Annotated in this window: 26 protein-coding genes; 12 read left to right on the top strand and 14 right to left on the bottom strand. The window is 59.9% G+C overall.

The window, feature by feature from the left end:
• Positions 1-9: 9 nt before the first annotated feature.
• Positions 10-873 (top strand): endonuclease/exonuclease/phosphatase family protein, encoded by an 864-nt coding sequence (locus BLR72_RS17805; protein ID WP_091950695.1) that lies wholly within the window; start codon positions 10-12, stop codon positions 871-873.
• Here the strand turns inward: BLR72_RS17805 and BLR72_RS17800 are convergent.
• Positions 845-2,305, bottom strand: a complete 1,461-nt coding sequence (locus BLR72_RS17800) for a phospholipase D-like domain-containing protein (protein ID WP_091950693.1) — start codon at positions 2,303-2,305, stop codon at positions 845-847. The genes BLR72_RS17805 and BLR72_RS17800 overlap by 29 nt on opposite strands.
• 14 nt (positions 2,306-2,319) lie before the next feature.
• The gene (locus tag BLR72_RS17795) at positions 2,320-3,819 is read right to left on the bottom strand and encodes a sensor histidine kinase (protein WP_091950691.1); all 1,500 of its coding nucleotides are present in this window, start codon (positions 3,817-3,819) and stop codon (positions 2,320-2,322) included.
• Positions 3,820-4,059: 240 nt separating this feature from the next.
• Between BLR72_RS17795 and rpmH the strand changes: the two genes are divergently transcribed.
• From rpmH to yihA, 4 genes are all read left to right on the top strand, one after another.
• Positions 4,060-4,194 (top strand): 50S ribosomal protein L34, encoded by a 135-nt coding sequence (gene rpmH / locus BLR72_RS17790; protein ID WP_040853797.1) that lies wholly within the window; start codon positions 4,060-4,062, stop codon positions 4,192-4,194.
• Between the two features lie 48 nt (positions 4,195-4,242).
• Entirely contained in the window at positions 4,243-4,605 is a 363-nt protein-coding gene (gene rnpA / locus BLR72_RS17785; protein WP_091950689.1) for a ribonuclease P protein component, read from the top strand.
• 30 nt (positions 4,606-4,635) lie between these two features.
• The gene (gene yidC / locus BLR72_RS17780) at positions 4,636-6,489 is read left to right on the top strand and encodes a membrane protein insertase YidC (RefSeq protein WP_091950687.1); all 1,854 of its coding nucleotides are present in this window, start codon (positions 4,636-4,638) and stop codon (positions 6,487-6,489) included.
• 271 nt (positions 6,490-6,760) lie between these two features.
• Complete coding sequence (gene yihA, locus BLR72_RS17775) at positions 6,761-7,390, top strand: ribosome biogenesis GTP-binding protein YihA/YsxC (RefSeq protein WP_244506751.1); 630 nt, start codon at positions 6,761-6,763, stop codon at positions 7,388-7,390.
• Positions 7,391-7,472: 82 nt separating this feature from the next.
• Here yihA and BLR72_RS17770 read toward each other — a convergent pair whose 3' ends face one another.
• From BLR72_RS17770 to BLR72_RS17760, 3 genes are all read right to left on the bottom strand, one after another.
• On the bottom strand, positions 7,473-8,024 hold the full coding sequence (locus BLR72_RS17770) for a fasciclin domain-containing protein (protein ID WP_027230513.1): 552 nt from the start codon (positions 8,022-8,024) through the stop codon (positions 7,473-7,475).
• Between the two features lie 89 nt (positions 8,025-8,113).
• Positions 8,114-8,821 (bottom strand): anti-sigma factor, encoded by a 708-nt coding sequence (locus BLR72_RS17765; RefSeq protein WP_091950684.1) that lies wholly within the window; start codon positions 8,819-8,821, stop codon positions 8,114-8,116.
• On the bottom strand, positions 8,818-9,357 hold the full coding sequence (locus BLR72_RS17760) for a sigma-70 family RNA polymerase sigma factor (RefSeq protein ID WP_091950682.1): 540 nt from the start codon (positions 9,355-9,357) through the stop codon (positions 8,818-8,820). The genes BLR72_RS17765 and BLR72_RS17760 overlap by 4 nt, the downstream gene beginning before the upstream one ends.
• A 164-nt stretch (positions 9,358-9,521) precedes the next feature.
• On the opposite strand from BLR72_RS17760, the gene argB reads away from it, so the two are divergent.
• Positions 9,522-10,421 carry an acetylglutamate kinase gene (argB, locus tag BLR72_RS17755; protein WP_027230510.1) on the top strand — a complete coding sequence of 300 codons (900 nt, stop codon included), beginning with the start codon at positions 9,522-9,524 and terminating at the stop codon, positions 10,419-10,421.
• On the opposite strand, the gene BLR72_RS17750 is transcribed toward argB, so the two are convergent.
• Positions 10,422-10,904: an Lrp/AsnC family transcriptional regulator gene (locus tag BLR72_RS17750; RefSeq protein WP_091950681.1), complete on the bottom strand. Its 483-nt coding sequence runs from the start codon at positions 10,902-10,904 to the stop codon at positions 10,422-10,424.
• A 124-nt stretch (positions 10,905-11,028) separates the two neighbouring features.
• Here BLR72_RS17750 and phhA point away from each other — a divergent pair, with 124 nt between their 5' ends.
• Positions 11,029-11,862 (top strand): phenylalanine 4-monooxygenase, encoded by an 834-nt coding sequence (gene phhA / locus BLR72_RS17745; RefSeq protein WP_175492393.1) that lies wholly within the window; start codon positions 11,029-11,031, stop codon positions 11,860-11,862.
• Between the two features lie 14 nt (positions 11,863-11,876).
• Here phhA and BLR72_RS17740 read toward each other — a convergent pair whose 3' ends face one another.
• Positions 11,877-12,632, bottom strand: coding sequence for a GGDEF domain-containing protein (locus BLR72_RS17740; RefSeq protein WP_175492392.1), 756 nt, complete (start codon positions 12,630-12,632; stop codon positions 11,877-11,879).
• 158 nt (positions 12,633-12,790) lie between these two features.
• Here BLR72_RS17740 and BLR72_RS17735 point away from each other — a divergent pair, with 158 nt between their 5' ends.
• On the top strand, positions 12,791-13,516 hold the full coding sequence (locus BLR72_RS17735) for a pyrimidine 5'-nucleotidase (RefSeq protein WP_027230506.1): 726 nt from the start codon (positions 12,791-12,793) through the stop codon (positions 13,514-13,516).
• A 4-nt stretch (positions 13,517-13,520) separates the two neighbouring features.
• Here the strand turns inward: BLR72_RS17735 and BLR72_RS17730 are convergent, their stop codons facing one another.
• A complete protein-coding gene (locus tag BLR72_RS17730; RefSeq protein ID WP_091950677.1) occupies positions 13,521-14,363 on the bottom strand; it encodes an LOG family protein in 843 nt (280 codons plus the stop codon).
• Positions 14,364-14,491: 128 nt separating this feature from the next.
• Between BLR72_RS17730 and dapD the strand changes: the two genes are divergently transcribed.
• Positions 14,492-15,346, top strand: a complete 855-nt coding sequence (dapD, locus tag BLR72_RS17725) for a 2,3,4,5-tetrahydropyridine-2,6-dicarboxylate N-succinyltransferase (protein WP_091950675.1) — start codon at positions 14,492-14,494, stop codon at positions 15,344-15,346.
• A gap of 5 nt (positions 15,347-15,351) precedes the next feature.
• Here the strand turns inward: dapD and BLR72_RS17720 are convergent, their stop codons facing one another.
• Positions 15,352-16,377 carry a 2-dehydropantoate 2-reductase gene (locus BLR72_RS17720; protein ID WP_091950672.1) on the bottom strand — a complete coding sequence of 342 codons (1,026 nt, stop codon included), beginning with the start codon at positions 16,375-16,377 and terminating at the stop codon, positions 15,352-15,354.
• A gap of 143 nt (positions 16,378-16,520) precedes the next feature.
• Here BLR72_RS17720 and dapE point away from each other — a divergent pair, with 143 nt between their 5' ends.
• Together dapE and BLR72_RS17710 are read left to right on the top strand one after the other, a co-directional pair.
• Positions 16,521-17,708, top strand: coding sequence for a succinyl-diaminopimelate desuccinylase (gene dapE, locus BLR72_RS17715; RefSeq protein ID WP_091950670.1), 1,188 nt, complete (start codon positions 16,521-16,523; stop codon positions 17,706-17,708).
• Positions 17,709-17,721: 13 nt separating this feature from the next.
• Positions 17,722-18,333: a hypothetical protein gene (locus BLR72_RS17710; protein ID WP_091919981.1), complete on the top strand. Its 612-nt coding sequence runs from the start codon at positions 17,722-17,724 to the stop codon at positions 18,331-18,333.
• Here the strand turns inward: BLR72_RS17710 and truA are convergent.
• The 4 genes from truA to def are packed head-to-tail and all read right to left on the bottom strand — an operon-like array spanning position 18,285 to position 21,027.
• Complete coding sequence (gene truA, locus BLR72_RS17705; protein WP_091950668.1) at positions 18,285-19,070, bottom strand: tRNA pseudouridine(38-40) synthase TruA; 786 nt, start codon at positions 19,068-19,070, stop codon at positions 18,285-18,287. The two genes, BLR72_RS17710 and truA, sit on opposite strands and share 49 nt — an antisense overlap.
• Entirely contained in the window at positions 19,070-19,561 is a 492-nt protein-coding gene (locus BLR72_RS17700; protein ID WP_091950667.1) for a GNAT family N-acetyltransferase, read from the bottom strand. The genes truA and BLR72_RS17700 overlap by 1 nt, the downstream gene beginning before the upstream one ends.
• Entirely contained in the window at positions 19,558-20,487 is a 930-nt protein-coding gene (gene fmt / locus BLR72_RS17695; protein WP_091950852.1) for a methionyl-tRNA formyltransferase, read from the bottom strand. The genes BLR72_RS17700 and fmt overlap by 4 nt, the downstream gene beginning before the upstream one ends.
• Positions 20,488-20,496: 9 nt before the next feature.
• Positions 20,497-21,027, bottom strand: coding sequence for a peptide deformylase (gene def / locus BLR72_RS17690; RefSeq protein ID WP_027230497.1), 531 nt, complete (start codon positions 21,025-21,027; stop codon positions 20,497-20,499).
• Between the two features lie 114 nt (positions 21,028-21,141).
• On the opposite strand from def, the gene BLR72_RS17685 reads away from it, so the two are divergent.
• The gene (locus BLR72_RS17685) at positions 21,142-22,368 is read left to right on the top strand and encodes a DNA recombination protein RmuC (RefSeq protein WP_091950665.1); all 1,227 of its coding nucleotides are present in this window, start codon (positions 21,142-21,144) and stop codon (positions 22,366-22,368) included.
• A 20-nt stretch (positions 22,369-22,388) separates the two neighbouring features.
• Here the strand turns inward: BLR72_RS17685 and BLR72_RS17680 are convergent, their stop codons facing one another.
• Positions 22,389-23,348, bottom strand: coding sequence for a cation diffusion facilitator family transporter (locus BLR72_RS17680; protein WP_091950663.1), 960 nt, complete (start codon positions 23,346-23,348; stop codon positions 22,389-22,391).
• Positions 23,349-23,457 lie beyond the last annotated feature (109 nt).

Genomic DNA, 23,457 nt, shown 5'->3' with positions numbered 1-23,457 from the left:
TCCTAGCGGATGGATAGCAAGAAGCCGACGCGGCCATTCAGACCGAGCGTCTCCGCCAGCATTCTCGCAGCGGTCAGGAACCGCAACAAGCGCTCCATCGGCGCGACCAAGGTCGTGCGCAGCGACCTGCTCATCGCTTCCTATAATGTTCACAAATGCGTCGGCATCGACAAGAAGTTCGATCCCGACCGCATCGCGCACGTCATCAGCGAGATTGGCGCGGATGTCGTCGCCATCCAGGAGGCCGACAAGCGCTTTGGCGAGCGCAGCGGGCTTCTCGACCTGGCGCGCCTCGAACGGGAGAACAAGCTGATACCCGTGCCCGTGGCGTCGCTCTATCCGAAAGGCCATGGCTGGCACGGCAATCTGCTGCTGTTTCGCGCCGGCGTCGTTCAGCGCGTACAGCAACTGGTGCTGCCGGGACTGGAGCCTAGGGGCGCGCTGGTTGCCGATATCGACCTTCAGGCGGGGCCCTTGCGCATCATTGCCGCCCACCTTGGCTTGCTCAAGCATTCGCGCCAGCAGCAGACGGAAGCGATCCTCGATGCGGTGCATGCGGACCCCTCGCGCCCGACGCTCCTGCTCGGCGACCTCAATGAATGGCGCGTCGGCAAGGGATCGTCCCTGCATTTCCTGAAGCCGATCTTCGATCCGGCGAGGAACGCTGTTCCAAGCTTCCCGTCGCGCTTTCCGGTGCTCGCGCTCGACCGTGTCCTCGGCCATCCGCACAGCCTCGTCACGGCGATCGAAGTGCACGACACGCCGCTTGCGCGCGTCGCCTCCGATCACCTCCCTATCAAGGCGCATATTGATCTCAAGGCCGCCATTGCCGAGACGAATGCCATCAAAGATAGGGCGAACCTAGCCAGATAATCCGGTCGATCAGCCTCGCCCAGAACGAGCGGGCCCGCAGCTTTTGTAGGAGCACCGGTTTCGCCGTGGCGATTGCCGTGTCGATCAGCGCCTCCACTTCCGCAGCGAACGGTGCATCGATGACTTCAAGATCCACCTCGAAATTCAGCCGCAGCGAGCGCGGATCGAGGTTCGACGATCCGACATAGGACCAGGCGCCGTCGATGGCAAGCAGCTTCGAATGGTTGAAGTTGCCGGATGCCCGCCAGATGCGGCAATGGCTCTTCAATATCTGATCGAACTGCGCGGTCATGGCCCGGTCGACCAGCTTGAGATTATTGACCGACGGCACGACGATATCGACTTCGACGCCGCGCCGCGCCGCGGTCACGAGCGCGCTGATCAACTCGCGGTCCGGCAGGAAATAGGGCGACATGATGCGGATGTGTTGCTGTGCGACCGAAAAAGCGCCCATCAGCATGCGATGATTGGCTTCGACGCTGCGATCGGGACCCGACGGCACCACCCGGATGAACACCGGCTGGCCCGGCTGCTTTGTCGGCGGCTCAATGGCCCAGGCCTCGCCGCCAAGGTGCTCACGCGTGGTGAAGCGCCAGTCTTCTGCCGCCACGTGGAAAAGGTCGGTGACAATCGGCCCTGTCAACCGGAAGTGCGTGTCGCGCGCGTTGTCTACGCCAAAAATTTCGCGCGAGAAGCCGGCGCGGATATTCATGCCGCCGGTAAAGGCGACCCTGCCGTCGACGACCAGTATCTTCCTGTGGGTGCGAAGGTTCGCATAGGGCAGGCGCAGGCCGATGATGATGTTGCCGTTGAAGACGTCGACCTTGACCCCGTGTTTCGCCAGATAGCCGACGATCGTCGGTATCGAATAACGCGCGCCGACGGCATCGATAAGCACCCTGACTTCCACCCCGCGCTTCTTTGCGGCAATGAGCGCGTCGGCGAGGCGCAGACCGATCTTGTCGCGGTCGAAAATATAGGTTTCGACCAGGATGTTGCGTTGCGCGCCCTGAATTTCCGCAAGCATGGCATGGTAGGCTTCGTCGCCGCCGTGCAGCATGTCGATGTCGTTTGCCGTGGTGAGCCGACAGCGGCTGACCCTATCGCCGAGCGTCTTCATCGTGGCGAGGCGCTTTTCGAAATGCGCAAGGACATCCTGATCGCGCGCGTGAAAGCGCACGAGCTGATCCTGGCCAATCTCGCGCAGGAATTCGCGCTGCGACGAGATGGTCGAGCGCCGGATGCGATTAATTCCGGCAACGGCATAGATGACGGCGCCAATGACCGGCGAGAGAATGATGACGCCGACCCAGCCAATCGCTGCGCGCACCTCCTCCTTGGTCATCGTCGCATGGATAGCGGCCGGCACACCAAGAAGAACCGAGAGCACGAAAAAGATGTGCGGCCAGTAGGTTGTAATGAAATTAGACATGCGAACGCATCATATCAGGAAATCGAATCCCGACGCGAACGCCATTCGGCCAGCGAGATAGGCTGGTCGGGAATGCGAATTTCGAAACTCGTTCCCGCCCCTTCATTGTCACGCAATTCAATTGTTCCCCCATGTGCCCGTACCAGCTCGTGTACGATTGCAAGGCCAAGTCCGGTACCCCCGGAGCGTGCCGATCCCCTGAATGCCCTGAACAGATTCTCCCGCGCCTTGGCGGGCAGGCCCGGCCCCGTGTCCTCGACGCCGATGATCGATGTCGTCCCGATCTGGCCGGCCGTTATTGTCAGCCGCTTGATAATGGCGTCGTCGTCGCGCGTGTCGCCGGTCATGGCCTGTACCGAATTGCGGCAGAGGTTGAGAATGATCCGGAAAAACTGATCCGGATCGGCATCGAACTCGAAGGATTCCGGCACAAGATTCTTGAATTCAATACCGGATTTCGGGTCGATGCTGAGCATTTCCTCGACTTCGTTGACAAGCGTGCGCAGCTTCACGCGCCGGCGTTGCGGCGGTGGCTCCTGCGTTCCGCCATAGGCGAGAACCGTCTGTGAATAATTGATGGCGCGGTCGATCGTGCGCACAAGCTTGGGGACAAAGCGCTGGATCGCCGGATCACTGGTATTGGCGAGATGATCGGACATCAGCTGCGCCGAGGCGAGGATATTGCGCATGTCGTGATTGATCTTGGAGACGGCAAGGCCAAGATCAGCGAGATGCTTCTGTTCAGAAAGCGTGCGCTGGAGCTGGCGCTGCATGTCGGCAAGCTCGCGCTGGGCAATGCCGAGTTCGTCCTCGCGGTTCTCGGGCTTGATGATTTTTTGCGGATCGTCTGGTGAGCGCGCAAAGGCGAGCATATTGTCGCTCATGCGCTGGATTGGCCGGATCAGCAGACGGCTTATGGCAAGGAAGACGAGACCGGCGGTGATCGCCGAGATGAACAGCGAGATGAGTGCCACATTGCCGGCATAGCGCAGCATGGCATTGCGCAGCGGCCCGTCGGAGGTCAGGAGCTCGATGACCTTGCCCGTGTCGCCGATCGGCCCGTAGACGCGAATGATCCGGTTGCCGCCGTTGATTACCGTATCGAAAGCGTCGCGAATTACGGTGATCGGGTCGGTCACCGTGATATCGACGTGGCGATCGACCTTCGACGGCATTTCCGCTACGGCCAGCAGGCGCGAGGCGCCTTTTTCGCGCAAGGCGATTGCTTTCGTGCCGGTGGCGAGGAGCACGTCGTCCTGCACCGTGCGCGGAATTTCCTCGCTGTCGTTTGCCGCAAGGACGACGCTCGCGGCGGCAACGGTATTGAGGCGATCCGACAGCCAGCGAATGCGCATGTCGGCCATGGTCGGCACGAAAATCATCACTTCGGCGACGAGGCCGAAGAGCAGGGTGAGCAGCAGCAGCTTGCCCGAAAGGCGCTTGAAGACGGGCAAGCGTCGTCCGGCGTGCCGTGTCACGCTCGTTTCGGCAGACTTTTGTTCCGGTGCAGCCATTTGATCTCCGTCGTCAGGCGGTGTAAGCCGCCTGACGAATTAGCACAATAATTCACTTGGCCGTTTTTGCCTATTTTGAATCACGGCAACGAATTGACTTCTCGGCATCGGGCCTCTATAAGCCGCGCACGTCCGGGCTGACCGCCCCGGCGGCGTGTTTTTATGCGCTAATGGCGGTCCTGATATGCTCCTGTCAAAGAACAGACCACAAGAAGGGCCGCACACCGCGGTATTTAACAAATGAAGCGTACTTATCAGCCATCCAAGCTTGTCCGCGCACGTCGCCATGGGTTTCGCGCCCGTATGGCTACGGCTGGCGGCCGCAAGGTAATCGCAGCGCGCCGCGCCCGCGGTCGCAAGCGGTTGTCGGCATAAAGGCAAAACCGCGCGACTTGGTGCGGTTGCCAAAGTTGGCACTACACGATGAATGAGCAAAAACCACTCCGCCTTCGCAAGAGAGCGGAGTTTTTGACTGTTCGGAACGGAGAAAAGCGCCGCGGCGCCTACTTCCTGCTCGAGGTCAAGGAGCGCGAGGACCAGGCTGGCCCACCGCGCGTCGGTTTCACCGTCACCAAAAAGAACGGCAATGCCGTCATCCGCAATCGCATCAAACGCCGCCTGAAAGAGGCTGTGCGCGTCAATGTTGCTGATGACATGCAGGCGGGAACCGATTATGTGATCGTTGCTCGCCGTGATGCGCTAGACGCGCCGTTCACGGACCTGACACGGGAACTCTTAAAACGGGTTTCCAGGAAAACACAGACCCGGCGTTCGACAAAGCCCTGATGGCGCACCCGACCCGACCCAAGGACTACAATGGAAACCAATCGTAATTTCTTTATCACCATTGCCTTGTCCATTGTGATCCTGACGCTTTGGCAGGTGTTCTACATGAACCCCAAGATCGAAGCGCAGCGCGAACAGGCCCAGATCGAGGCCACGCGGCAAGGACAGACGCGCGTTGACGGACAGGCGAGCACGCCGGCCGGAACGCCAGCCACCGGCACCGCGGCAAACCTGCCGTCGTCGACGCCGGCAACGCCTGGCGCCAATATCCCCGGCCAATCCCAGGATGGCGCCCAGGCCGGCAGCCTGACCCGCGACGCCGCGCTCGGCCAGACCTCCCGCATAAAGATCGATACGCCGAGCCTCGGCGGCTCGATCAGCCTGACCGGCGCACGGCTCGACGACCTGCAGCTCAAGAAGTATCACGAGACCGTTGACGACAACTCGCCGGCCATCCAGCTTCTGAGCCCGGCGCAGATGGCTGACGGGCAATTCGCCGAGATCGGCTTTACCGGCAACGAGTTGACCGGCACGGTCCCTGGGCCGGGCACTGTATGGACGGTCGAGGGCAACAGCACGCTGACGCCGGCCAATCCGGTGACGCTCTCCTTCACCAACGAGAAGGGCCTGACGTTCAAGCGCACCTTTACGGTCGACGACCGTTACATGTTCACGGTCAAGGACACGGTAACCAACAGCACGTCCGCTCCCGTTTCGCTCGCCTCCTATGGCCGCGTTACGCGCTTCTCCAAGCCGCTTCATCCGAGCACCTATGTGCTGCACGAAGGTCCGATCGGCGTTATCGGCGACGAAGGTCTGGTGGAATACAAGTTCGCCGCCATCGAAAAGGCGCGCGAAGTGTCCCCGCCGAAGGCGACGACCGGCGGCTGGATCGGCATCACCGACAAATATTGGGCAGCAACCCTCGTTCCCTCGGCAGCAAAGCCGTTCCAGGCGCGCATGTCCTATTTCGACGACGGACGTCCGCGCTATCAAAGCGACTACCTTTCCGACCCGACGACGATCGAGCCCGGTCAGTCTGCTACGATTGAGAACCTGCTCTTCGCCGGCGCCAAGGAAGTCGGAACGATCAATGCCTATGAAAAGGAACGCAGCATCCGCCAGTTCGATCTCCTGATCGATTGGGGCTGGTTCTATTTCATCACCAAGCCGATGTTCTACCTGATCGACACGCTCTACAAGGCGATCGGCAATTTCGGCATCGCCATCCTCCTGGTCACCGTTATCCTCAAGGGCCTGTTCTTCCCGCTCGCCAACAAGTCCTACGCCTCCATGGCGCGGATGAAGCTGGTGCAGCCGAAGATGACCGAAATTCGCGAGAAATATGCGGATGACAAGGTCAAGCAGCAGCAGGCGCTGATGGAGCTCTACAAGACGGAAAAGATCAATCCGATCGCCGGTTGCTGGCCGATCCTGATCCAGATCCCCGTCTTCTTCGCGCTCTACAAGGTCCTTTACGTGACCATCGAAATGCGCCACGCGCCGTTCTTTGGCTGGATTCAGGACCTTGCCGCGCCCGATCCGACCTCGGTCTTCAACCTCTTCGGGCTTATGCCCTGGGCGGTTCCGGCCTTCCTGATGATTGGCGTCTGGCCGTTGATCATGGGCGTGACGATGTTCCTGCAGATGCGCATGAACCCGACGCCGCCCGATCCGACGCAGCAGATGATTTTCAACTGGATGCCGCTGATCTTCACTTTCATGCTGGCAAGCTTCCCTGCAGGTCTCGTGATCTACTGGGCGTGGAACAACACGCTGTCGATCATCCAGCAAGGCGTCATCATGAAACGCCAGGGCGTCAAGATCGAGCTCTGGGATAACCTGGCGGGCATGTTCAAGAAGAAACCGAAACCGGCCGAGTAGCGGCCGGAGTTTCGCGAAATTCTTTGCATCGGCCGGGCCCCACAGGTCCGGCTGATCTCGTTTCAGCGCCTGGTTTCGCTGGACATTGACGGCAGCCGAACGCAACCATGACGCAATAAGGGGTAAAAGCTGTTGCGCCGGTCTGCCCTGCTGTGTTGACAAGGCGAGGATAAACCTTGATGCACACTTCTCAATCCCGCACGCGCAATGGAATGGAATGAACGTGACTGAAGCCGAGGACAGGACCAACGGGTTGATCGAGAGGGGCAGGATGCTCTTCGCGCAGGGCTGGGTATTCATTCGCGGTGTGCCGTCGATGAAATTCCTGCCGCCTGAGGGACCGCTTGAAATCGCATTCGCCGGCCGGTCCAACGTCGGCAAATCATCCCTTATCAATGCGACCCTCGGCCAGAAGCTGGCGCGCACCTCGAATACGCCCGGCCGTACGCAGGAACTCAACTATTTCGTTCCCGACGGCTATTCGGGCGAGGGCAAGGACCTGCCGCCAATCGCCGTCGTCGATATGCCGGGCTATGGCTTTGCCGAAGCGCCGAAGGAACAGGTCGACGCCTGGACCCGTCTGGTGTTCGACTATCTGCGCGGGCGTTCGACCTTGAAGCGGGTCTATGTGCTGATCGACGCGCGCCACGGCGTCAAGAAAAACGATGCCGAAGTGCTCGATCTTCTGGACCGGGCCGCGGTTTCATACCAGCTTGTTCTCACCAAGATCGACAAGATCAAGGCAGCCGGTGTGCCCCGGTTGATGGAGGAGACGGCGCAGGCGATCAAAAAGCGCGCTGCCGCCTATCCGGAAATCCTGGCGACGTCGTCCGAGAAGGGCGCCGGGCTTGATGAGCTGCGCGGTGCAATCGCGCTTTTGCTCGAAGAAAACCAGAAATAAAAGGGCCCCGCACGACCTAGGGCTAGGAGATCGCCGCGGGGCAAGATGCGCAGATGCCGTCTGCGCATTTGAGTGCTGCGGCTTACATTTTTGGCAGCAGCACCTTGTCGATCACATGGATGACGCCGTTCGACTGTTTGACATTGGCGATCGTCACGTGAGCGACGGTGCCGTTTTCATCTGTCAATGTCAGGTTCTTGCCCTTGTACTTCGCGGTCCAGACGCAGCCGCCCACGGTCTTCACCGGATGCGCGCCTTCATCATCATCGATCATCTTCATGATCGTCTTTGACGAGGCGTCGGCAGCGACGACATGGCAGGTCAGGATCTTGGCCAGCTTGTCCTTGTTTTCAGGCTTCAACAGGGTCTCGACGGTTCCCTTCGGCAGCGCCGCGAAGGCCTCATTGGTGGGTGCGAACACCGTGAAGGGCCCCTTGCCCTCGAGCGTCTCGACGAGGCCTGCAGCCTTGACGGCAGCGACGAGGGTCGTGTGATCCTTCGAGTTCACCGCATTCTCGATGATGTTCTTGTTTGGATACATGGGCGCACCGCCCACAGTCGGATTCTTGGCGAACGCAGTTCCGGCAATCAGGACCGTCGAAAGCGCGATCAAGCTCAATGATTTGCGTAACATCTCTATCTCCACTGTTGCATTGCCTCTCTTGAGAGGTCGGTGGAGATACGGGAGTGCTGACGGCAAAGTTTCAGCGGCGCGATATTTTTTCAGATTGCACGGATCGTACCGGCGGCGACGACTGCACCGGTGGGGGCTCCACTTGGCGAACCGCCAAGCGGTTCGACCGAAATGGCAAGCGTCGTACCGTCACGCAGTTTGGCGGCCAAACCCTGCGGGACATTGAATTCGGTGACCTGCGGCGATTTCATCAACCCGAGTGAGACTGGCGCGTCATTTCCGGCAATCAGCCAGAGTTCGAGCGAACGGTCTGAGGGCATGTCACCGGCAACCAGGCTCACTTTCAGGCGCTTTGTCTGCTCGTCATAAACTGCGACTGTGCGAACCTTGCTGTTGTCAGCAGCCATGGATGCCACCAGCTGCGCCGGCGCGGGACGCTGCAAAATAAGGTCGCGCCCGAAACCGATCATCGCCAGCAGCAGGGCGGCGAGTGCAAGCCCGCGCCAGAATACGAGGCTGGTCCATAGCGGCATCGCCGGCGCCGGCGCATCGGTTCCGAACAGGCGATGATCGATCTGGGACTTGATATGGTGCGGCGGCGAAACCGGCGTGAACCCCTCATCGAGTGCGCTGAAATATTCCTGCCACCGGGTGACAAGGCGGGCGAATACCGGGTCCGTTTCGATGCGGCGCGCGGCGTCGCGGCGCTCCTCTTCGGGCAGCACGCCCAACACATATTCGGCGGCAACGAGATCGTCGCCGTCCGGAACAGTGTCATCGGGTGGTGTCGCGCTCATCCTTCCAGGCATTCCTTCAGTTTCAAAAGGCTGCGTCGCAGCCAGGTTCGCATTGTATTCAACGGCACTTTATGACGCTGCGCGAGCAACTCGTAGCTGTCGCCATTAAGGTAAGCGCCGCGCACGGCCGCCGCACGTGGAGCGTCGAGCTGGTCGAGGCAATCCCCAAGGCGGCGCGCCTCTCCCGTCGCAATGGCGGATTGTTCGGGATCGGCGGAAGGCTCGGCGATATCCGATGCCTCGTCGAGATCCTCCGTTCGGCCTTTGCGCGCCCGCAGACGGTCGATGCAGTGGTTCCTGGCAACGGCGACGAGCCAAGAAATCGGGCTGGTGCCGGCGACAGCAAACCGGTCCGCCTTGTTCCATATCTTGACGTAGATGTCCTGCAGCGCGTCTTCGGCCTCCGTGCGGTTACCCAAGACACGCAGGCACACGCCGAAAAGTTTCACGCTCGTCGAAGCATAGAGCGCATCGAAAGCCGCCCGGTCCCGCAGGGAGACGCGTGAGATCAGTTCCGATATGCCTTCGGGCGTCATGTGAAGGGCGTTTCCAACTGCTGGTTGCATGATTTAAATCCGGCGGTGCGGCACACTGTCAATGGCTTCGGGCAAAAACCTTGGCGGCAAGCCGAAATCATGTTTGCCCGGGATCGCCTTTGGCGCTAAGAACCCCACGACCTTCCAAAAGCCGGAGCCCGCGCATGTCCCTGACGCCCGACGACCAAACCGCCGAAATCCAGGCAAATCTGCTTTCGGCTGCTCTTCCCTATATGCAGCGCTATGAAAACAAGACCGTCGTCGTGAAATATGGCGGCCATGCCATGGGCGATGCCGCGCTGGGCAAGGCGTTTGCGCGGGACATAGCCTTGCTGAAACAATCGGGCATCAATCCCATCGTTGTTCATGGCGGCGGACCGCAAATTGCTTCGATGCTGGCGCGCATGGGGATCGAATCGAAGTTTGAAGGCGGATTGCGCGTCACCGACGAAAAGACCCTCGAGATTGTCGAGATGGTCCTTGCGGGCTCGATCAACAAGGAGATCGTGGCGCTCATCAATGCCGAAGGCGAATGGGCAATCGGCCTGTGCGGCAAGGACGGCAACATGGTCTTCGCCGAGAAGGCCAAGAAGACCGTTATCGACCCCGACTCCAACATTGAAAAAATCGTCGATCTGGGCTTCGTCGGCGAACCGGTGGAGATCGACCGCACGCTGCTCGACCTTCTGGCGCGCTCCGAGATGATCCCGGTGATCGCACCCGTTGCCCCGGGACGCGACGGGCATACCTATAACATCAATGCTGATACTTTCGCGGGAGCCATCGCCGGCGCGCTGAAAGCCTCGCGCCTTCTGTTCCTCACCGATGTTCCGGGCGTGCTTGACGCCAACAAGGAGCTTATCAAGGAGCTTTCGGTCGGCCAGGCGCGCGCGCTCATCAAGGATGGCACCATTTCGGGCGGGATGATTCCCAAGGTCGAAACTTGCATCGATGCCATAACACGCGGCGTCGAAGGCGTCGTCATCCTCAATGGCAAGACGCCGCATTCGGTTCTGCTCGAACTTTTCACCGAGCGCGGCGCCGGCACGCTGATCGTTCCCTGATCACCGCTTCAGGTGTTCGAGCGGGATCTTTCCCGGCCCCTTGATGTTCTGCAGGACGAGTTGGGTGTGTACGTCGCGCACGCCTTTCAGCCGCATCAGCCGATGCATGACGAAATCGTTGAGATCGTCGACCGTCGGTACCATGACATGCAGCAGAAAATCGTGTTCGCCAGTCATGGTCCAGCATGACGAAACTTCGTCCATGCGCTCTATCTCTCCAACGAAGCGCTCGGGCGAGTCGTCGCTGTGCGTATTGAGCCGCACCTGGATGAACACTTCGACCATGAGCCCGATGGCGCGGCGGTCTATCATCCCCGCGAAACCCTTGATCACGCCGCTCTCCTGGAGATGCTCGAAACGCCGCGCGCACGGCGTCGCGGACAGCCCGATCATCTGCGCCAGATCAGTGATGGCAACCCGGCCATTGGCCTGGAGGATCTGCAGCATTTTGATCTCGAACTCATTCAATTGAGGTGATGTCACCCGATTTCCTCCAAAAAAGATCAAGTTTCACCTTATAGCATGCGTTTTTGAGATGATTAGGTCAAATTCTCTCTTATCCTCAAGGTATCCTGCGGGTCTTGGTTCCATGGTGGAGGAGAAAATCATGACGATCAGTGTTGAGGCCTATGCGCGCGAATGCGCTGAGCTGGGTCTGCGCGGCGACTATACGGTGTGCAATGCCGACTTCACGGTCGAACAGAAATATGACTATTCGGACGAAGACCAGGAGGTATGGCGCACCCTGTGCGATCGCCAGACGAAGTTGACGGAAAAGCTTGCGCATCGCAGCTATCTCGACGGCGTGGAAGCGCTCGGCCTACTGGATCGCATCCCGGATTTCCATGAGGTCAGTGACCGGCTGCGCAAGTTGACCGGCTGGGAAATCGTAGCGGTCCCTGGCCTCATCCCCAACGAGCCCTTCTTCGATCATCTCGCCAACAAGCGTTTTCCCGTCACCAACTGGCTGCGCAAGAAGAAGGAACTCGATTACATCGTCGAACCAGACATGTTTCACGATTTCTTCGGCCACGTGCCTATCCTGAGCCAACCCGTATTTGCCGATTTCATGCAGCTATACGGGGTCAAGGGTGGAGCAGCGTCGCGGATGGGCGGCGAGCAACTGGCCGCTCGTCTCTACTGGTACACCGCCGAGTTCGGCTTGATGCAGGAGGAAGGCGCCCCGGTTAAGGCCTTCGGCGCGGGGCTGATGTCGTCTTTCAGCGAGTTGCAGTTCGCGGTGACGAGTGCCGATGCGCACCACGTCCCCTTCGACATCGAAACGGTTATGCGGACGGGATATGAGATAGACAAGTTCCAGCGGGCCTATTTCGTACTGCCGTCTTTCGCCGCCCTTCGCGATGCTTTCGAGACGGCGGACATGCCGACGCTGATTGCGCGGTGGAAGGAGGCAGAACCGCTTGACCCCGCCATGGTCTGATGGGAGCGCCGCGTTCAGGCGATGTTCTTGACAGGCGAGCGGACGCTGACGCAATTGCGGCCGCGACGTTTGGCATCGTAAAGACGCCGGTCGGCTGTCCGGAAGTGTTCCTTGACCGTACCGGCGGCAACGCCTGCTACGCCGCCGATGCTGACACTGAGCGGAACCTCCGCGCCTTCGGCCGATTTCAATGCATGGCTGCAGACCTCGGCGCGAATGCATTCGGCTACGCCGCGTACCTCGGTTTCATCCGCCGTCGCGAGGAATATGGCGAACTCCTCGCCCCCGATACGGCCGGCGCAGTCATCTTCACCGATACACCGCGATATGCACTGTGCGATTGCAATGAGCGCAGCGTCACCGGTGTGATGGCCATGGTTATCGTTGATCTTCTTGAAGTGGTCGGCATCGACAATCAGCAAGGAGCCCGGTCCCTGCCTGCGCAAAGCCTCCATCCGCTCGAAGAACGTTTCGCGGTTGAGAAGCCCGGTCATGTTGTCGCGCAGGGATGCCTCGAACAGACGGACGTTCGTTGTCTCGAGTTCCTGCATGATTCGATTGAGGTCGGTTAGGGCTTGTCGCAACTTTTCCGATTGGCGCAGGCACAGGTAGATTACGGGCGGAGTGATCAGCAGCGGGCAGAGGATCGCAATAACGCGCGTAGGGCCATCTGACATATGGACCGCCTCGCGGATCGCGTTGGTAATCACGACGCAGGAGGCAGTCATGACAATGGTTACCAATATGCACTTGAAAATGACTTTGGACATCGTTTCTCTGGAAAATGCATGAAACAAGAAATTGGGAAAATGCAGGCGAGCGATAAATCTAAAATCGGTCGTAGTTGCGACCATTTTCGTCTATTGATGAGACGCACTAATAAAATCGATGCATGAGCAGCGCAGATAAATAGCGGAAACCCTAACGGATGACAAACCAGCCTGATCCATTAAACTTTGCGCATATAACGGACTGGGTCTTCGATCTGGACAACACGCTATACCCGCATCATTCCAATCTCTTTTCGCAGATTGATGTCAAGATGACGGGCTATGTCGCTGATCTGCTGAAGCTTTCGCATACGGATGCACGCGATCTCCAGAAGCGATTTTACAAGGAATACGGCACGACGCTCAAAGGCTTGATGGACCGCTACGATATCGATCCCGATGATTTTCTGCAGAAGGTCCACGACATCGATTATTCCTGGCTGGTGCCCGACCCGTCGCTTTCCACGGCGATCAAGCAGTTACCGGGACGGAAATTCATCTTCACCAATGGCGACCGGGGCCACGCTGAACGCGCAGCGCGCCAGCTCGGTGTGCTCGAGCAGTTCGATGACATTTTCGACATCAGGGCAGCGGAGCTGACACCCAAACCGGCGCGCGAGACGTACGATCGGTTCCTGGCAATGCACAAGATCGACGCCGCCAGTTGCGTCATGTTCGAGGATCTGGCGCGCAACCTCGTCGTGCCGAAGGCGCTCGGCATGACTACGGTCCTCATCGTTCCGCATAATTTCGAACCGACCTATTCCGAGATATGGGAGCGGGATCCTGGCAACACCGACCACGTCGATTACGTGACCGATGAACTTGCCGCGTTCCTCGACGCGATCCTGCCAAGGCAGGTCAAGAGGAGCGAGCCGGTCTGAGGCGTCAATCCAGCTTGTAGAAGGCCTGGATCACATCCCAGGCCTCGTCGGCGGTATCGACGAAGGTGATGAGTTCGCGATCCGATGGCGAGATCACGCCTTGCTCCGCGAGGAAGTCGAAATTGATCGCCTTCTCCCAGAAAGACTTCCCGAAGAGTAGAAGCGGGATGCGTTCCATGCGTCCGGTCTGAATGAGTGTGAGCGTCTCGAAGGTTTCGTCCATGGTTCCGAAACCGCCGGGAAATATCGCCATGGCCTTCGCCCGCATCAAAAAGTGCATCTTGCGAATAGCGAAGTAATGGAAATTGAAGCACAGATCCGGCGATACATAGGGGTTCGGCGTCTGCTCGTGCGGCAGCACGATATTGAGCCCGATCGTCGGCGCGCCGACATCCGATGCGCCGCGGTTGCCCGCTTCCATCACGCCGGGACCGCCACCGGTGACGACGACGAACTCGCGGTAGTAGGTCGTTGACGAATAGGTGGAGCAGAGTTCGGCGAACTTGCGCGCCTCGGCGTAGTAGCGTGAATTGGCCTCGAGGTTCTTTTTCTGGGTAGCATTTTTCGCCGCCCAGGCGGCGCCGCCGGGTTCGGGGATGCGCGCTCCGCCGAACAGGACCACGGTCGAGCGGATGCCGCGCTCGGCAAGCGCCATTTCCGGCTTCAACAGTTCGAGTTGCAGGCGCACGGCCCGCAATTCGCGCCGCGTCATGAATTCCGGATCGGCGAAGGCCAGCTTATAGGTGCTGGACAGGGTCTGCGGCGTTTCCGGTGCAGTCTCGACACGGCGTACCGCTTCGGAAGAATGAGAAAACGGTGTCCAGCTGTCTTTTTCATCGGTGTTCAATTCGGCTTCTCCTCGTGCGGACACTTATGACGTTCTGAGACATTCTTTCGCGGTCCAGCATGGTAATGGTGAGATTGACCCTCTCACAGACTTAAATTAAACCGCCCGTGTAATGGAGTGACCTGCAAATGTCCAAGCCTGACCTCACCAGCCTCGAAATGACCATCGAGAAGGCCTTCGATGAACGCGAGGCCATCAATACCGATACGCGCGGCGAAGTTCGCGACGCTGTCGAGGCAGCGCTTCTTCTGCTCGACGGCGGCGAGGCTCGGGTCGCTGAGAAACAGGCTGATGGAAACTGGAAAGTCAATCAGTGGCTGAAAAAGGCAGTGCTTCTGTCGTTCCGTCTCAATCCGATGGGGATCATCGAAGGAGCCCCGGGCGGCGCTGTCTGGTGGGACAAGGTGCCATCGAAGTTTGACGGCTGGGGTGCGACGGAGTTCGCCAAGGCGGGCATCAGGACGGTACCCAACGCCATCGTCCGCCGCTCGGCCTATATCGCGCCGGGCGCGATCCTGATGCCATCCTTCGTCAACCTCGGCGCCTATGTCGGCGAGGGAACAATGGTTGACACCTGGGCCGGCGTCGGTTCGTGCGCGCAGATCGGCAAGCACGTACATCTGTCGGGTGGCGTCGGCATTGGCGGCGTGCTTGAGCCCATGCAGGCCGGTCCGACCATCATCGAGGATAATTGCTTCATCGGCGCCCGCTCCGAAGTGGTCGAGGGCTGCATCGTTCGCGAAGGCTCTGTCCTCGGCATGGGCGTTTTCATCGGCAAGTCGACGAAGATTATCGACCGTGCAACGGGCGAAATCTTCTACGGCGAAGTGCCGCCCTATTCGGTGGTCGTCGCCGGCTCGCTTCCCGGCAAGCCCTTCCCCAATGGCCAGCCTGGTCCGAGCCTCTATTGCGCCGTGATCGTCAAGCGGGTCGACGAACAGACCCGCTCGAAGACGTCGATCAACGAATTGTTGCGCGACTGATCCGCTCACGCGGGCGAGTTGCGGATTTCCTCCACGGTGTGAGAGCGGAGCGGCTTGCCCTCCGCCTCCCTGATACGGGTGATAATCCGGCGCGTCAGGGGGACGTCGATGTTCTTCTCCTGCGCCAGCCGAAGAATCACGCCTTGCAGGTAGTCGATTTCGGTCGGGCGCCCGCGTGACAGGTCCTCCCACATGGACGATCGCGCGTGTGGCCCCACGCTCAGCATTTTTCGTGCGAGAATCCCGAAGAGGAAGTCCGGCAACCGCAATATCCACGGCAGGAGCGCCGGCGGAAGACCCTGTATCTTTGCCGGCGCGATCCCATGGGCCTTGAGCACCTTGATGCCTTCGTTCATCTGGTCCGCCAGCAGCCGACGCCAGTTGCGATCGGACAGTTCCGTCGCAAGCGGCAGGTTCGACAGGGCATTGGCTGCGTTGTTAAGGTTCATCAGCAGCTTGCCCCAGAGAACGCTCTGCATGTCTTCATCATTTGCCACCTGGAGACCGGGGACCGAGAGTTCATCGGCAAGGTCTCCGGGCTTGTCGTCGATGAGAATTGTTCCTTCCGTGGTCCGCCGGACAGTGAGCGGCACCTCCCCGGGTTCCGATTGCACGACGTTGAAGGGAACCATGCCTGCAGCGACGGTGAAACCCTTGGGGAGGGTGCGACGCAGCACCTTTGCGTTGTCGACGCCGTTCTGCAGGCTCACAACGACGGCGCTGGAAGGGGCGTGCGCGGCAATCAGCTTTGCCATCTCTTCAGTCGCGCCGCTCTTGACCGTGACGAGAATAATCTCGGCCGACCCAAAGGCTGCGGCAGGATCGACCGCGAGCTGAAGCTTCTCCGAGCTAACAAGGCGCTCGGTTCCGTCGAGATCGACGATGTTGAGGCCCCCTTGGCGAAGCGCTTCATCGACCCGTGGTCGTACAAGAAAAACCACGTTCTTGTCGGCAGCGGCGAGACAACCACCGACATAACACCCTATCGATCCGGCTCCAGCGATGACGATACGGCTTTCGTTTTCGGTCATGTTGCTGTTCCCGGTTCATCGGTCGCAGCATTTAAACAGATGCAGGTGCTTCAATCCAGCGCCCGATGCCGGGAACCGCAGTGCCCCGGCACGCGCCGCAGTAGTAGGTGACAGGCCTATCCTTTTCCATTATCGCTTCTTGCATGAAATCCGCGACAGATCCCGTACAAAACCTCGCCCAGCTCATCACTTGCCCGTCGGTAACGCCCGCCGAGGCCGGAGCGCTGACAGCTCTTGAATCCATGCTTGCGCCCCTCGGGTTTTCGGTCGAGAGACCGGTTTTCAGCGAGGAGGGGACGCCCGACGTCGAGAATCTTTATGCGAGACGTTCAGGCAATGGACCTCATCTGATGTTCGCGGGTCATACGGATGTGGTGCCTGTCGGCGACGAGGCCGCATGGAAGTTCCCGCCCTTTTCCGCCGCCATTCACAATGGCCAGATGTATGGCCGCGGCGCTGTCGACATGAAGGGCGGAGTCGCCTGTTTCACCGCTGCCGTCGCGCGTCACATCACGAAGCATGGCAGCCTCAAGGGGTCGATTTCGTTTCTGATCACCGGCGACGAGGAGGGCCCGTCGATCAACGGGACCGGCAAGCTTCTCGAATGGGCAAAGGCCAAGGGCGAAAGCTGGGATGCCGCGATCGTCGGCGAGCCCACCAATCCCGACAAGCTCGGCGACATGATAAAGATCGGAAGACGCGGCTCGCTCTCCGGCACGATAACCGTAAACGGCGTTCAGGGTCATGCAGCCTATCCGCACCTCGCCGACAATCCGGTGCGGGGCCTCGTCACCTTGCTCGACAGCCTGCTTTATCCCGCGCTCGACAAGGGCACCAAGGATTTCCAGGCGACAAATCTGGAAGTCACGACGATGGATGTCGGTAATCCTGCGGTCAATGTCATACCGGCCAAAGCGACGGCAACGTTCAACATCCGCTACAACGACAGCTGGACCGACGAAACGCTGATGGCCGAGATCCACAACCGGCTCGACCGTGCCGCGGGACGGCGCAAGCTGCGCCCCGGGCGGAAAACGCCGGTGAACTACGAGTTGACCTGGCGCGACCGGCCGAGCCACGTGTTCCTGACCCACGACGACAAGCTCGTCGGCACGCTGACGAAGTCCGTCGAAGCGGTCATCGGCCGACGCCCGCAGCTTTCAACGTCAGGCGGCACGTCCGACGCCCGCTTCATCAAGGACTATTGCCCTGTCGTCGAGTTCGGCCTTGTCGGCAAAACCATGCACATGGTTGACGAAAGGGTAGACATTGCCGATCTTGAAACGCTCACCCAAATATATGAACGCTTCATCGAGGATTTTCTTGCGTAGAGCATGAGTGACAATGCCGGATTTCGATGAAACTCAGCAATATTTGTGGGGCGCATGGCGGATGATGAACGGTCATGCCGACGGCCTCGACATGCTCGATTTTTCCGAAGACGGTTTCTGGCAGTCCTTTCACGCCATAACGATCTCGCTGCCCCCGCTCATCCTTGGCTGGATCATCTTCGCCAACGATATGATTGCGCTGCGGCCCGAAACCGGAAACCGCTTCTCGATCATGGGCCGCGTCGCCTTCGTCGATCTCGCCGCCTGGGTCGCGCCTCTTGTTGTTCTTGCTTTCAGTGCGCGCCGCCTCGGTCTCAGCAAGCGCTTCAGCCCCTATGTCGTCGCCAGCAACTGGGGCACGGCAATTGGCGCCTGGCTTATGGTGCCAGCCACGTTGGTGCGGGTGATCGTGCCGGATTGGCCGGGCTTCACCACCGCGATCAGCCTTTTGCTCTATGCGGGCATCATGTTCCTGACCTACCGTCTCACACATATCGCCCTGAAACGATCGCACGCCTATACGGCGGGGTTTTTCGTGGTCCTGATGGTCGGTTCGCTTTTCGTGATGATCCTGCTTCAGGGCGCCCTCGGCATTTCCCTGCCGGACCCGGTTACGATCGGGTAGTCGACCCCAATGAGATAGAGCCCGTAGGGCGGCGCAACCGGCCCGCAGGCCCTGCGGTCGCGGGCTTCGAGCGCGGCGCTCACATCGTCAGCGTCCCAGCGCCCGCATCCCACTTCGTTGAGCGTTCCCGCGAAAGAACGGATCTGGTTGTGCAGGAACGAGCGCGCCGACGCCCTGATCTCGATGATCTCCCCATTGCGCGTTACGTCGAGGCGGTCCAGCGTTTTTACCGGACTTTTCGACTGGCACTGCGTCGCGCGAAACGTGGTGAAATCATGCGTGCCGATCAGGCGCTGCGCCGCGTCGTGCATAGCCTCGGCATCGAGCGGCTTCTTCACCCACCACGCGCGATGCGCTTCCAGCGGAGCAGGGGGGCGGCGGTTGATGATTCGATAAAGATAGTGGCGGCCCGTTGCCGAGAAGCGCGCATCGAATCCATCGCCGACGAGTTCGACATTGAGAATACTGACAGCCTCACCGGCAACGACGAGATGGGCGTTGAGCGCCTCGCGGATCTTCGAACTGCTCCAGTTCTTGGTAAGATCGGCATGAGCGACCTGAGCGCAGGCGTGCACGCCCGAGTCGGTGCGACCCGCCGCCCCCAACGAAATCGTATCGCCGCAAAAATTGAAGATTGCCTGCTCGATAGCCGCCTGCACCGTATGGCCGTTTTCCTGGCGCTGCCAGCCCGCATAGGGCGTCCCGTCATATTCAACCAGAAGCTTGTAGCGGGGCATCAGAGCGCTCCGAATGCGGGCGCATAGGTCAGAGCGCCCGCTATCGGCGCCTCACGAAACGCCAGCGCCTGCAAATGCTCGCCCTGATAGGCGCTGTCGTAGTCGGCGGCACGGGCATGCGTGTAGCCGAAACGTCCGTAATAGGAAGTATCGCCAAGGACGATGGAAAGGCTTTCGCCGCTGGCCTGGAGTTGATCATGGGCCGCCTTTACTAGCGCTGTACCTACGCCATGGCGCTGATTTACGGGTAGGACCGCGAGTGGTGCGAGTGCGACAGCATCGAAATCATCGCCCACGGTGAGGCGGGAAAACAGGATTTGCCCGACAATCGCGTCACCCGCGATGGCCACCAGTTCGAGGACCACGTCGCCGGCGCCGCGCAGGTCTTCCACGAGTTCGGCTTCATCCGCACCGCCGAAGGCGGCATTCAGCAGCGTGGAGATAGCCGGATGGTCTTCAGGCCGTGCAGGTCGCACCGCGACGCCGCTCATGGCAGCCGTGTGCCCTGGGCGATCTTGGCGCCACGCTGGAACTCGATACTGTCCATGACCTTGCCGCCGGCCCGCTGCAGCGAACGCAGCCGCACCGCGCCTTCGCCGCAGGCGATGCGCAGGCTATCGTCGAGCACTGTGCCCGCATCGCCGACGCCGGTCGCAAGCACCGAGCGGAGCAGCTTGATGCGCTCGAGCGAGCCGCCGATCTCCATCTCGCACCAAGCGCCGGGAAAGGGCGCAAGCCCGCGAATACGGTTGTGAACGTCGATCGCCGGTTCGCTCCAGTCGATGCGTGTTTCCGCCTTGGTGATCTTGGACGCATAGGTGACGCCGTCTTCCGCTTGCGGCGTAAGCGTGAGGCTGTCCCGTTCAATCGCGGCCATGGCGCGCACCATCAAATCCGCCCCTGCCGCGCTCAACTGGTCGTGCAATTCGCCTGCCGTCATGTCGGCGGTGATCTTCACCTTTTCGACCATGGCGACAGGTCCGGTATCGAGACCCTCGTCCATCTTCATGATCATGATCCCGGTTTCGAGATCTCCGGCCATGATTGCCCGCTGAATCGGCGCGGCGCCGCGCCAGCGCGGCAAGAGCGAGGCGTGACCGTTGTAGCAGCCAAGCCGCGTGCCATCGAGGATTGCGCGCGGCAGGATCAGTCCATAGGCGACGACAATCGCAACATCGGCATTGAGGTCGCGAAAGGCTTGCTGCTCTTCTTCGCTTTTGAGGCTTGTCGGCGTCCGCACCTCGATGCCGAACTGCTCGGCGTTGCGCTGGACCGGCGAGGGCGTGAGTTCCAGGCCCCTGCGCCCCGCGGGGCGCGGCGGCTGGCTGTAGACTGCAACAATCTCGTGACCCTGGCCAATCAAGGCGGTGAGAATGGGGACGGCGAAGTCCGGCGTTCCCATGAAAACAATGCGCAAACTCATCGCCTACACCGCCAGCCGGCTCGGCGGACGATCCTTGGCGAGCTTCTTGAATTTCTTGACGACCATCTCGCGCTTCAGGCGGGAAATATGGTCGATGAACAGGATGCCGTTGAGATGGTCAATCTCATGTTGGAGGCAGGTGGCGAGAAGCCCGTCGGCGGCTACTTCCTGCGCCTTGCCGTCGAGATCGAAATAGGCAATGCGCACCTCCGCCGGCCGCTCCACCTCGGCATAATAGTCCGGGATCGAGAGGCAGCCTTCTTCGTAGACATTGCGCTGTTCGCTCGATGAGAGAATCTGCGGATTGATGAACGTCTGCGGCGCCTTGGGCTCGTCTTCCTTGGCAAGGTCGATAACGAGCATGCGGAGGGGCTCGCCGATTTGGATCGCTGCAAGGCCGATGCCCGGTGCGTCATACATGGTGTCGAGCATATCGGTGGCGAACTTGCGCAAATCCGCATCGAAGCGTTCGACTGGTTTTGAAACCTGACGCAGCAGCGGATCAGGAAGAATGACAAGTGGTTTGATAGACATGCAACATCACCTAATAGTTCATCCATAAACCGTCAATCCGACGCAAAATCCATTTGCAAAAATGTTCTCGTTTTGATCTCACATTTGTCACCCGAATCGGCTAGTCTGGCTCGTATGGAAACATCAATTTCATTCGATCAAACGCTTATCCATCTCGGTGCGAGCTCAATTTCGCTGGGTTCGGCGCTCATTGCCGGGGCTGTGGTTGCAGGCGGCGCCGTGCTGCTTGCCCTCATCGTCCTGTGGCGTTCGTCGAAGATACGGCTGACTGCCGAACTCCAGGCCGAGGACCGCGCCCGCGACGCCGAGTTCCGCATGGGCGAGATTCTCAAGAGCCAGGCGGAAATGCAGGGCCGCATGCAGACAATGGCTGAACTCTTCGGCTCGCGGCAGGCCGAACTCAACCAGTCGATCCGCGAACGCCTCGACAGTATGACCAGCCGCATCGGCCAGACCATGACCGAGCAGACCCGTTCCACCCACGAGAATCTTGCGAAGCTGCAGGAGCGGCTCGCGGTCATCGATACGGCGCAGAACAATATCCAGGCGCTGGCCGGCCAGGTCGTACAGTTGCAAGCCATTCTCGCCAACAAGCAGACCCGCGGCGCTTTCGGGCAGGCGCGCATGGAGGCGATCATCGCCGACGGCCTTCCGCAAGGCGCCTATGAGTTCCAGGCTACGCTTTCCAATGGCAGCCGGCCCGACTGCGTGGTTCACATGCCCAATGGAGCGCCAAACCTCGTCATCGATGCCAAGTTTCCGCTGGAAGCCTGGAACGCCATTCGCCAGGCCGACAACCCGGAAGCAAAGAAGGTTGCTCTTGCGCAGTTCCGCCGTGACGTTGAGATTCACATTCGCGACGTCGCGGAGAAATATCTGATCAACGGCGAAACCCAGGATACGGCGTTTCTCTTCGTGCCGTCGGAATCGATTTTCGCCGAGATTCACGAGAACTTCGAAGGCGTGGTGCAAAAGGCCCATCGCTCGCGCATCGTCATCGTTTCGCCTTCGCTGCTGATGCTTTCGATCCAGGTCATCCAGGCCGTCCTCAAGGACGTGCGCATGCGCGAACAGGCGCATCTCATCCAGGGCGAGGTGATCCGGTTGATGGAAGATGTCGGCCGCCTCGACGACCGGGTACGCCGTCTGCAAACGCACTTCGGCCAGGCTAACAAGGATATCGATGACATTCTTGTCTCTTCGAGCAAGGTCACGAGGCGGGGCCAGAAGATTGAAGCCCTCGAATTCGCGGAGGCGCCCACGAAGGAGACCGAGCCCAGCCGTGCCGCCGCTTCGTCAACCGGGCAGTTGCGCCTGCGCGTCGTCGATGGCGAGGAATAGAAGAAAGGCCGGGTGACGGCTTAAGCCGCCTCGATCTTCTTGCGCCGAACTTCCCATGTTCGTGCCGTTTGCGGCTTGACGAACAATGTGACGATATCGGGATTGGCGGTTTTCAACACCGCCTCGAGCCGTTCGACGCAGGCTTCGATCTGCGGAGCCTGGATATGGTCTTCGAACTCGACGCTCAGTCCGGCGACGATCTGCTTCGGACCCATATGGACCGTCAACACGCCGTTTGCCCTCTGGATGTCCGGATCCTTGTTGGCAAGATCGAGAATCTGCTGTTCCACTTCGGGAAGCGCTGCCTCACCCATGAGCAGGCCCTTGCTTTCGCGGGCGAGAAATATCGCCGTCGCGGCGAGAATGACGGAAATGCCGATGGAGCCCACGCCATCAAGTGCCGGCATGTCGAATATCTGCGCCGCCGAAATCGCAACCAGTGCGATGATCAATCCGAGCAGCGCGGCCGTATCCTCGAACAGCACCGTGAAGACGCTCGGATCCTTGCTTTCCTGCACAGCCTCGACATAGCCGAGTTTGCCCTTCATCGTCCGAAATTCCTTGAGTGCCACGAACCACGACGCGCCTTCAAAGATCATCGCAAGGCCGATGACGACGTAGTTCACGATCGGATTGGCAACCGGTTCCGGCCGCATGATATGGATGACGCCTTCGTAGAAGGAAACGCCGGCGCCGACGGCGAAAACCAGGAGGGCTACGATGAAGCTCCAGAAATAGAGCTCACGCCCATGCCCGAAAGGATGCGATTTGTCCGCAGGTCGCGCCGCACGGCGCAAGCCGTAGAGCAGCAAGGCACCATTGCCGGTATCGACAAGGGAGTGAACGCCCTCCGACAGCATGGCGGAACTTCCGGTGAAGAAGGCGGCGATGAATTTTGTTGCTGCGATCAAGAGATTGCCAAGGATGGCGGCGTAGATCACTTTTTTCGAACCGGCATGTGTTCCCGATTGTGATGCCATCGACTATCCCCTTGTGCCCGACGAAACGTCTTTGGATTGAACAGGTTCCGCGTGAAACGTTCAACCGCGCCGATGCGTCAGCATCTGGTCGGAATGACGCTAGCTCTTG

This window comes from Phyllobacterium sp. YR620, assembly GCF_900104165.1.
In the GTDB taxonomy this organism is placed as follows: domain Bacteria; phylum Pseudomonadota; class Alphaproteobacteria; order Rhizobiales; family Rhizobiaceae; genus Phyllobacterium; species Phyllobacterium pellucidum.
Note: the sequence above shows the minus strand (reverse complement) of the source record. Positions and strands in the feature narration are given on the sequence as shown.

Bases quoted from the DNA above. Each gene is read 5' to 3' on its own strand.
- BLR72_RS17805 (WP_091950695.1), top strand. From the start codon at position 10: ATGGATAGCAAGAAGCCGACGCGGCCATTCAGACCGAGCGTCTCCGCC.
- BLR72_RS17800 (WP_091950693.1), bottom strand. From the start codon at position 2,305: ATGTCTAATTTCATTACAACCTACTGGCCGCACATCTTTTTCGTGCTC.
- def (WP_027230497.1), bottom strand. From the start codon at position 21,027: ATGTCTATCAAACCACTTGTCATTCTTCCTGATCCGCTGCTGCGTCAG.
- BLR72_RS17795 (WP_091950691.1), bottom strand. From the start codon at position 3,819: ATGGCTGCACCGGAACAAAAGTCTGCCGAAACGAGCGTGACACGGCAC.
- rnpA (WP_091950689.1), top strand. From the start codon at position 4,243: ATGAATGAGCAAAAACCACTCCGCCTTCGCAAGAGAGCGGAGTTTTTG.
- dapE (WP_091950670.1), top strand. From the start codon at position 16,521: ATGAAATCCGCGACAGATCCCGTACAAAACCTCGCCCAGCTCATCACT.
- BLR72_RS17735 (WP_027230506.1), top strand. From the start codon at position 12,791: ATGACAAACCAGCCTGATCCATTAAACTTTGCGCATATAACGGACTGG.
- rpmH (WP_040853797.1), top strand. From the start codon at position 4,060: ATGAAGCGTACTTATCAGCCATCCAAGCTTGTCCGCGCACGTCGCCAT.
- BLR72_RS17720 (WP_091950672.1), bottom strand. From the start codon at position 16,377: ATGACCGAAAACGAAAGCCGTATCGTCATCGCTGGAGCCGGATCGATA.
- BLR72_RS17770 (WP_027230513.1), bottom strand. From the start codon at position 8,024: ATGTTACGCAAATCATTGAGCTTGATCGCGCTTTCGACGGTCCTGATT.
- yihA (WP_244506751.1), top strand. From the start codon at position 6,761: ATGCTCTTCGCGCAGGGCTGGGTATTCATTCGCGGTGTGCCGTCGATG.
- yidC (WP_091950687.1), top strand. From the start codon at position 4,636: ATGGAAACCAATCGTAATTTCTTTATCACCATTGCCTTGTCCATTGTG.
- BLR72_RS17700 (WP_091950667.1), bottom strand. From the start codon at position 19,561: ATGAGCGGCGTCGCGGTGCGACCTGCACGGCCTGAAGACCATCCGGCT.
- BLR72_RS17765 (WP_091950684.1), bottom strand. From the start codon at position 8,821: ATGAGCGCGACACCACCCGATGACACTGTTCCGGACGGCGACGATCTC.
- BLR72_RS17760 (WP_091950682.1), bottom strand. From the start codon at position 9,357: ATGACGCCCGAAGGCATATCGGAACTGATCTCACGCGTCTCCCTGCGG.
- dapD (WP_091950675.1), top strand. From the start codon at position 14,492: ATGTCCAAGCCTGACCTCACCAGCCTCGAAATGACCATCGAGAAGGCC.
- BLR72_RS17680 (WP_091950663.1), bottom strand. From the start codon at position 23,348: ATGGCATCACAATCGGGAACACATGCCGGTTCGAAAAAAGTGATCTAC.
- BLR72_RS17740 (WP_175492392.1), bottom strand. From the start codon at position 12,632: ATGTCCAAAGTCATTTTCAAGTGCATATTGGTAACCATTGTCATGACT.
- BLR72_RS17685 (WP_091950665.1), top strand. From the start codon at position 21,142: ATGGAAACATCAATTTCATTCGATCAAACGCTTATCCATCTCGGTGCG.
- truA (WP_091950668.1), bottom strand. From the start codon at position 19,070: ATGCCCCGCTACAAGCTTCTGGTTGAATATGACGGGACGCCCTATGCG.
- phhA (WP_175492393.1), top strand. From the start codon at position 11,029: ATGACGATCAGTGTTGAGGCCTATGCGCGCGAATGCGCTGAGCTGGGT.
- argB (WP_027230510.1), top strand. From the start codon at position 9,522: ATGTCCCTGACGCCCGACGACCAAACCGCCGAAATCCAGGCAAATCTG.
- BLR72_RS17710 (WP_091919981.1), top strand. From the start codon at position 17,722: ATGCCGGATTTCGATGAAACTCAGCAATATTTGTGGGGCGCATGGCGG.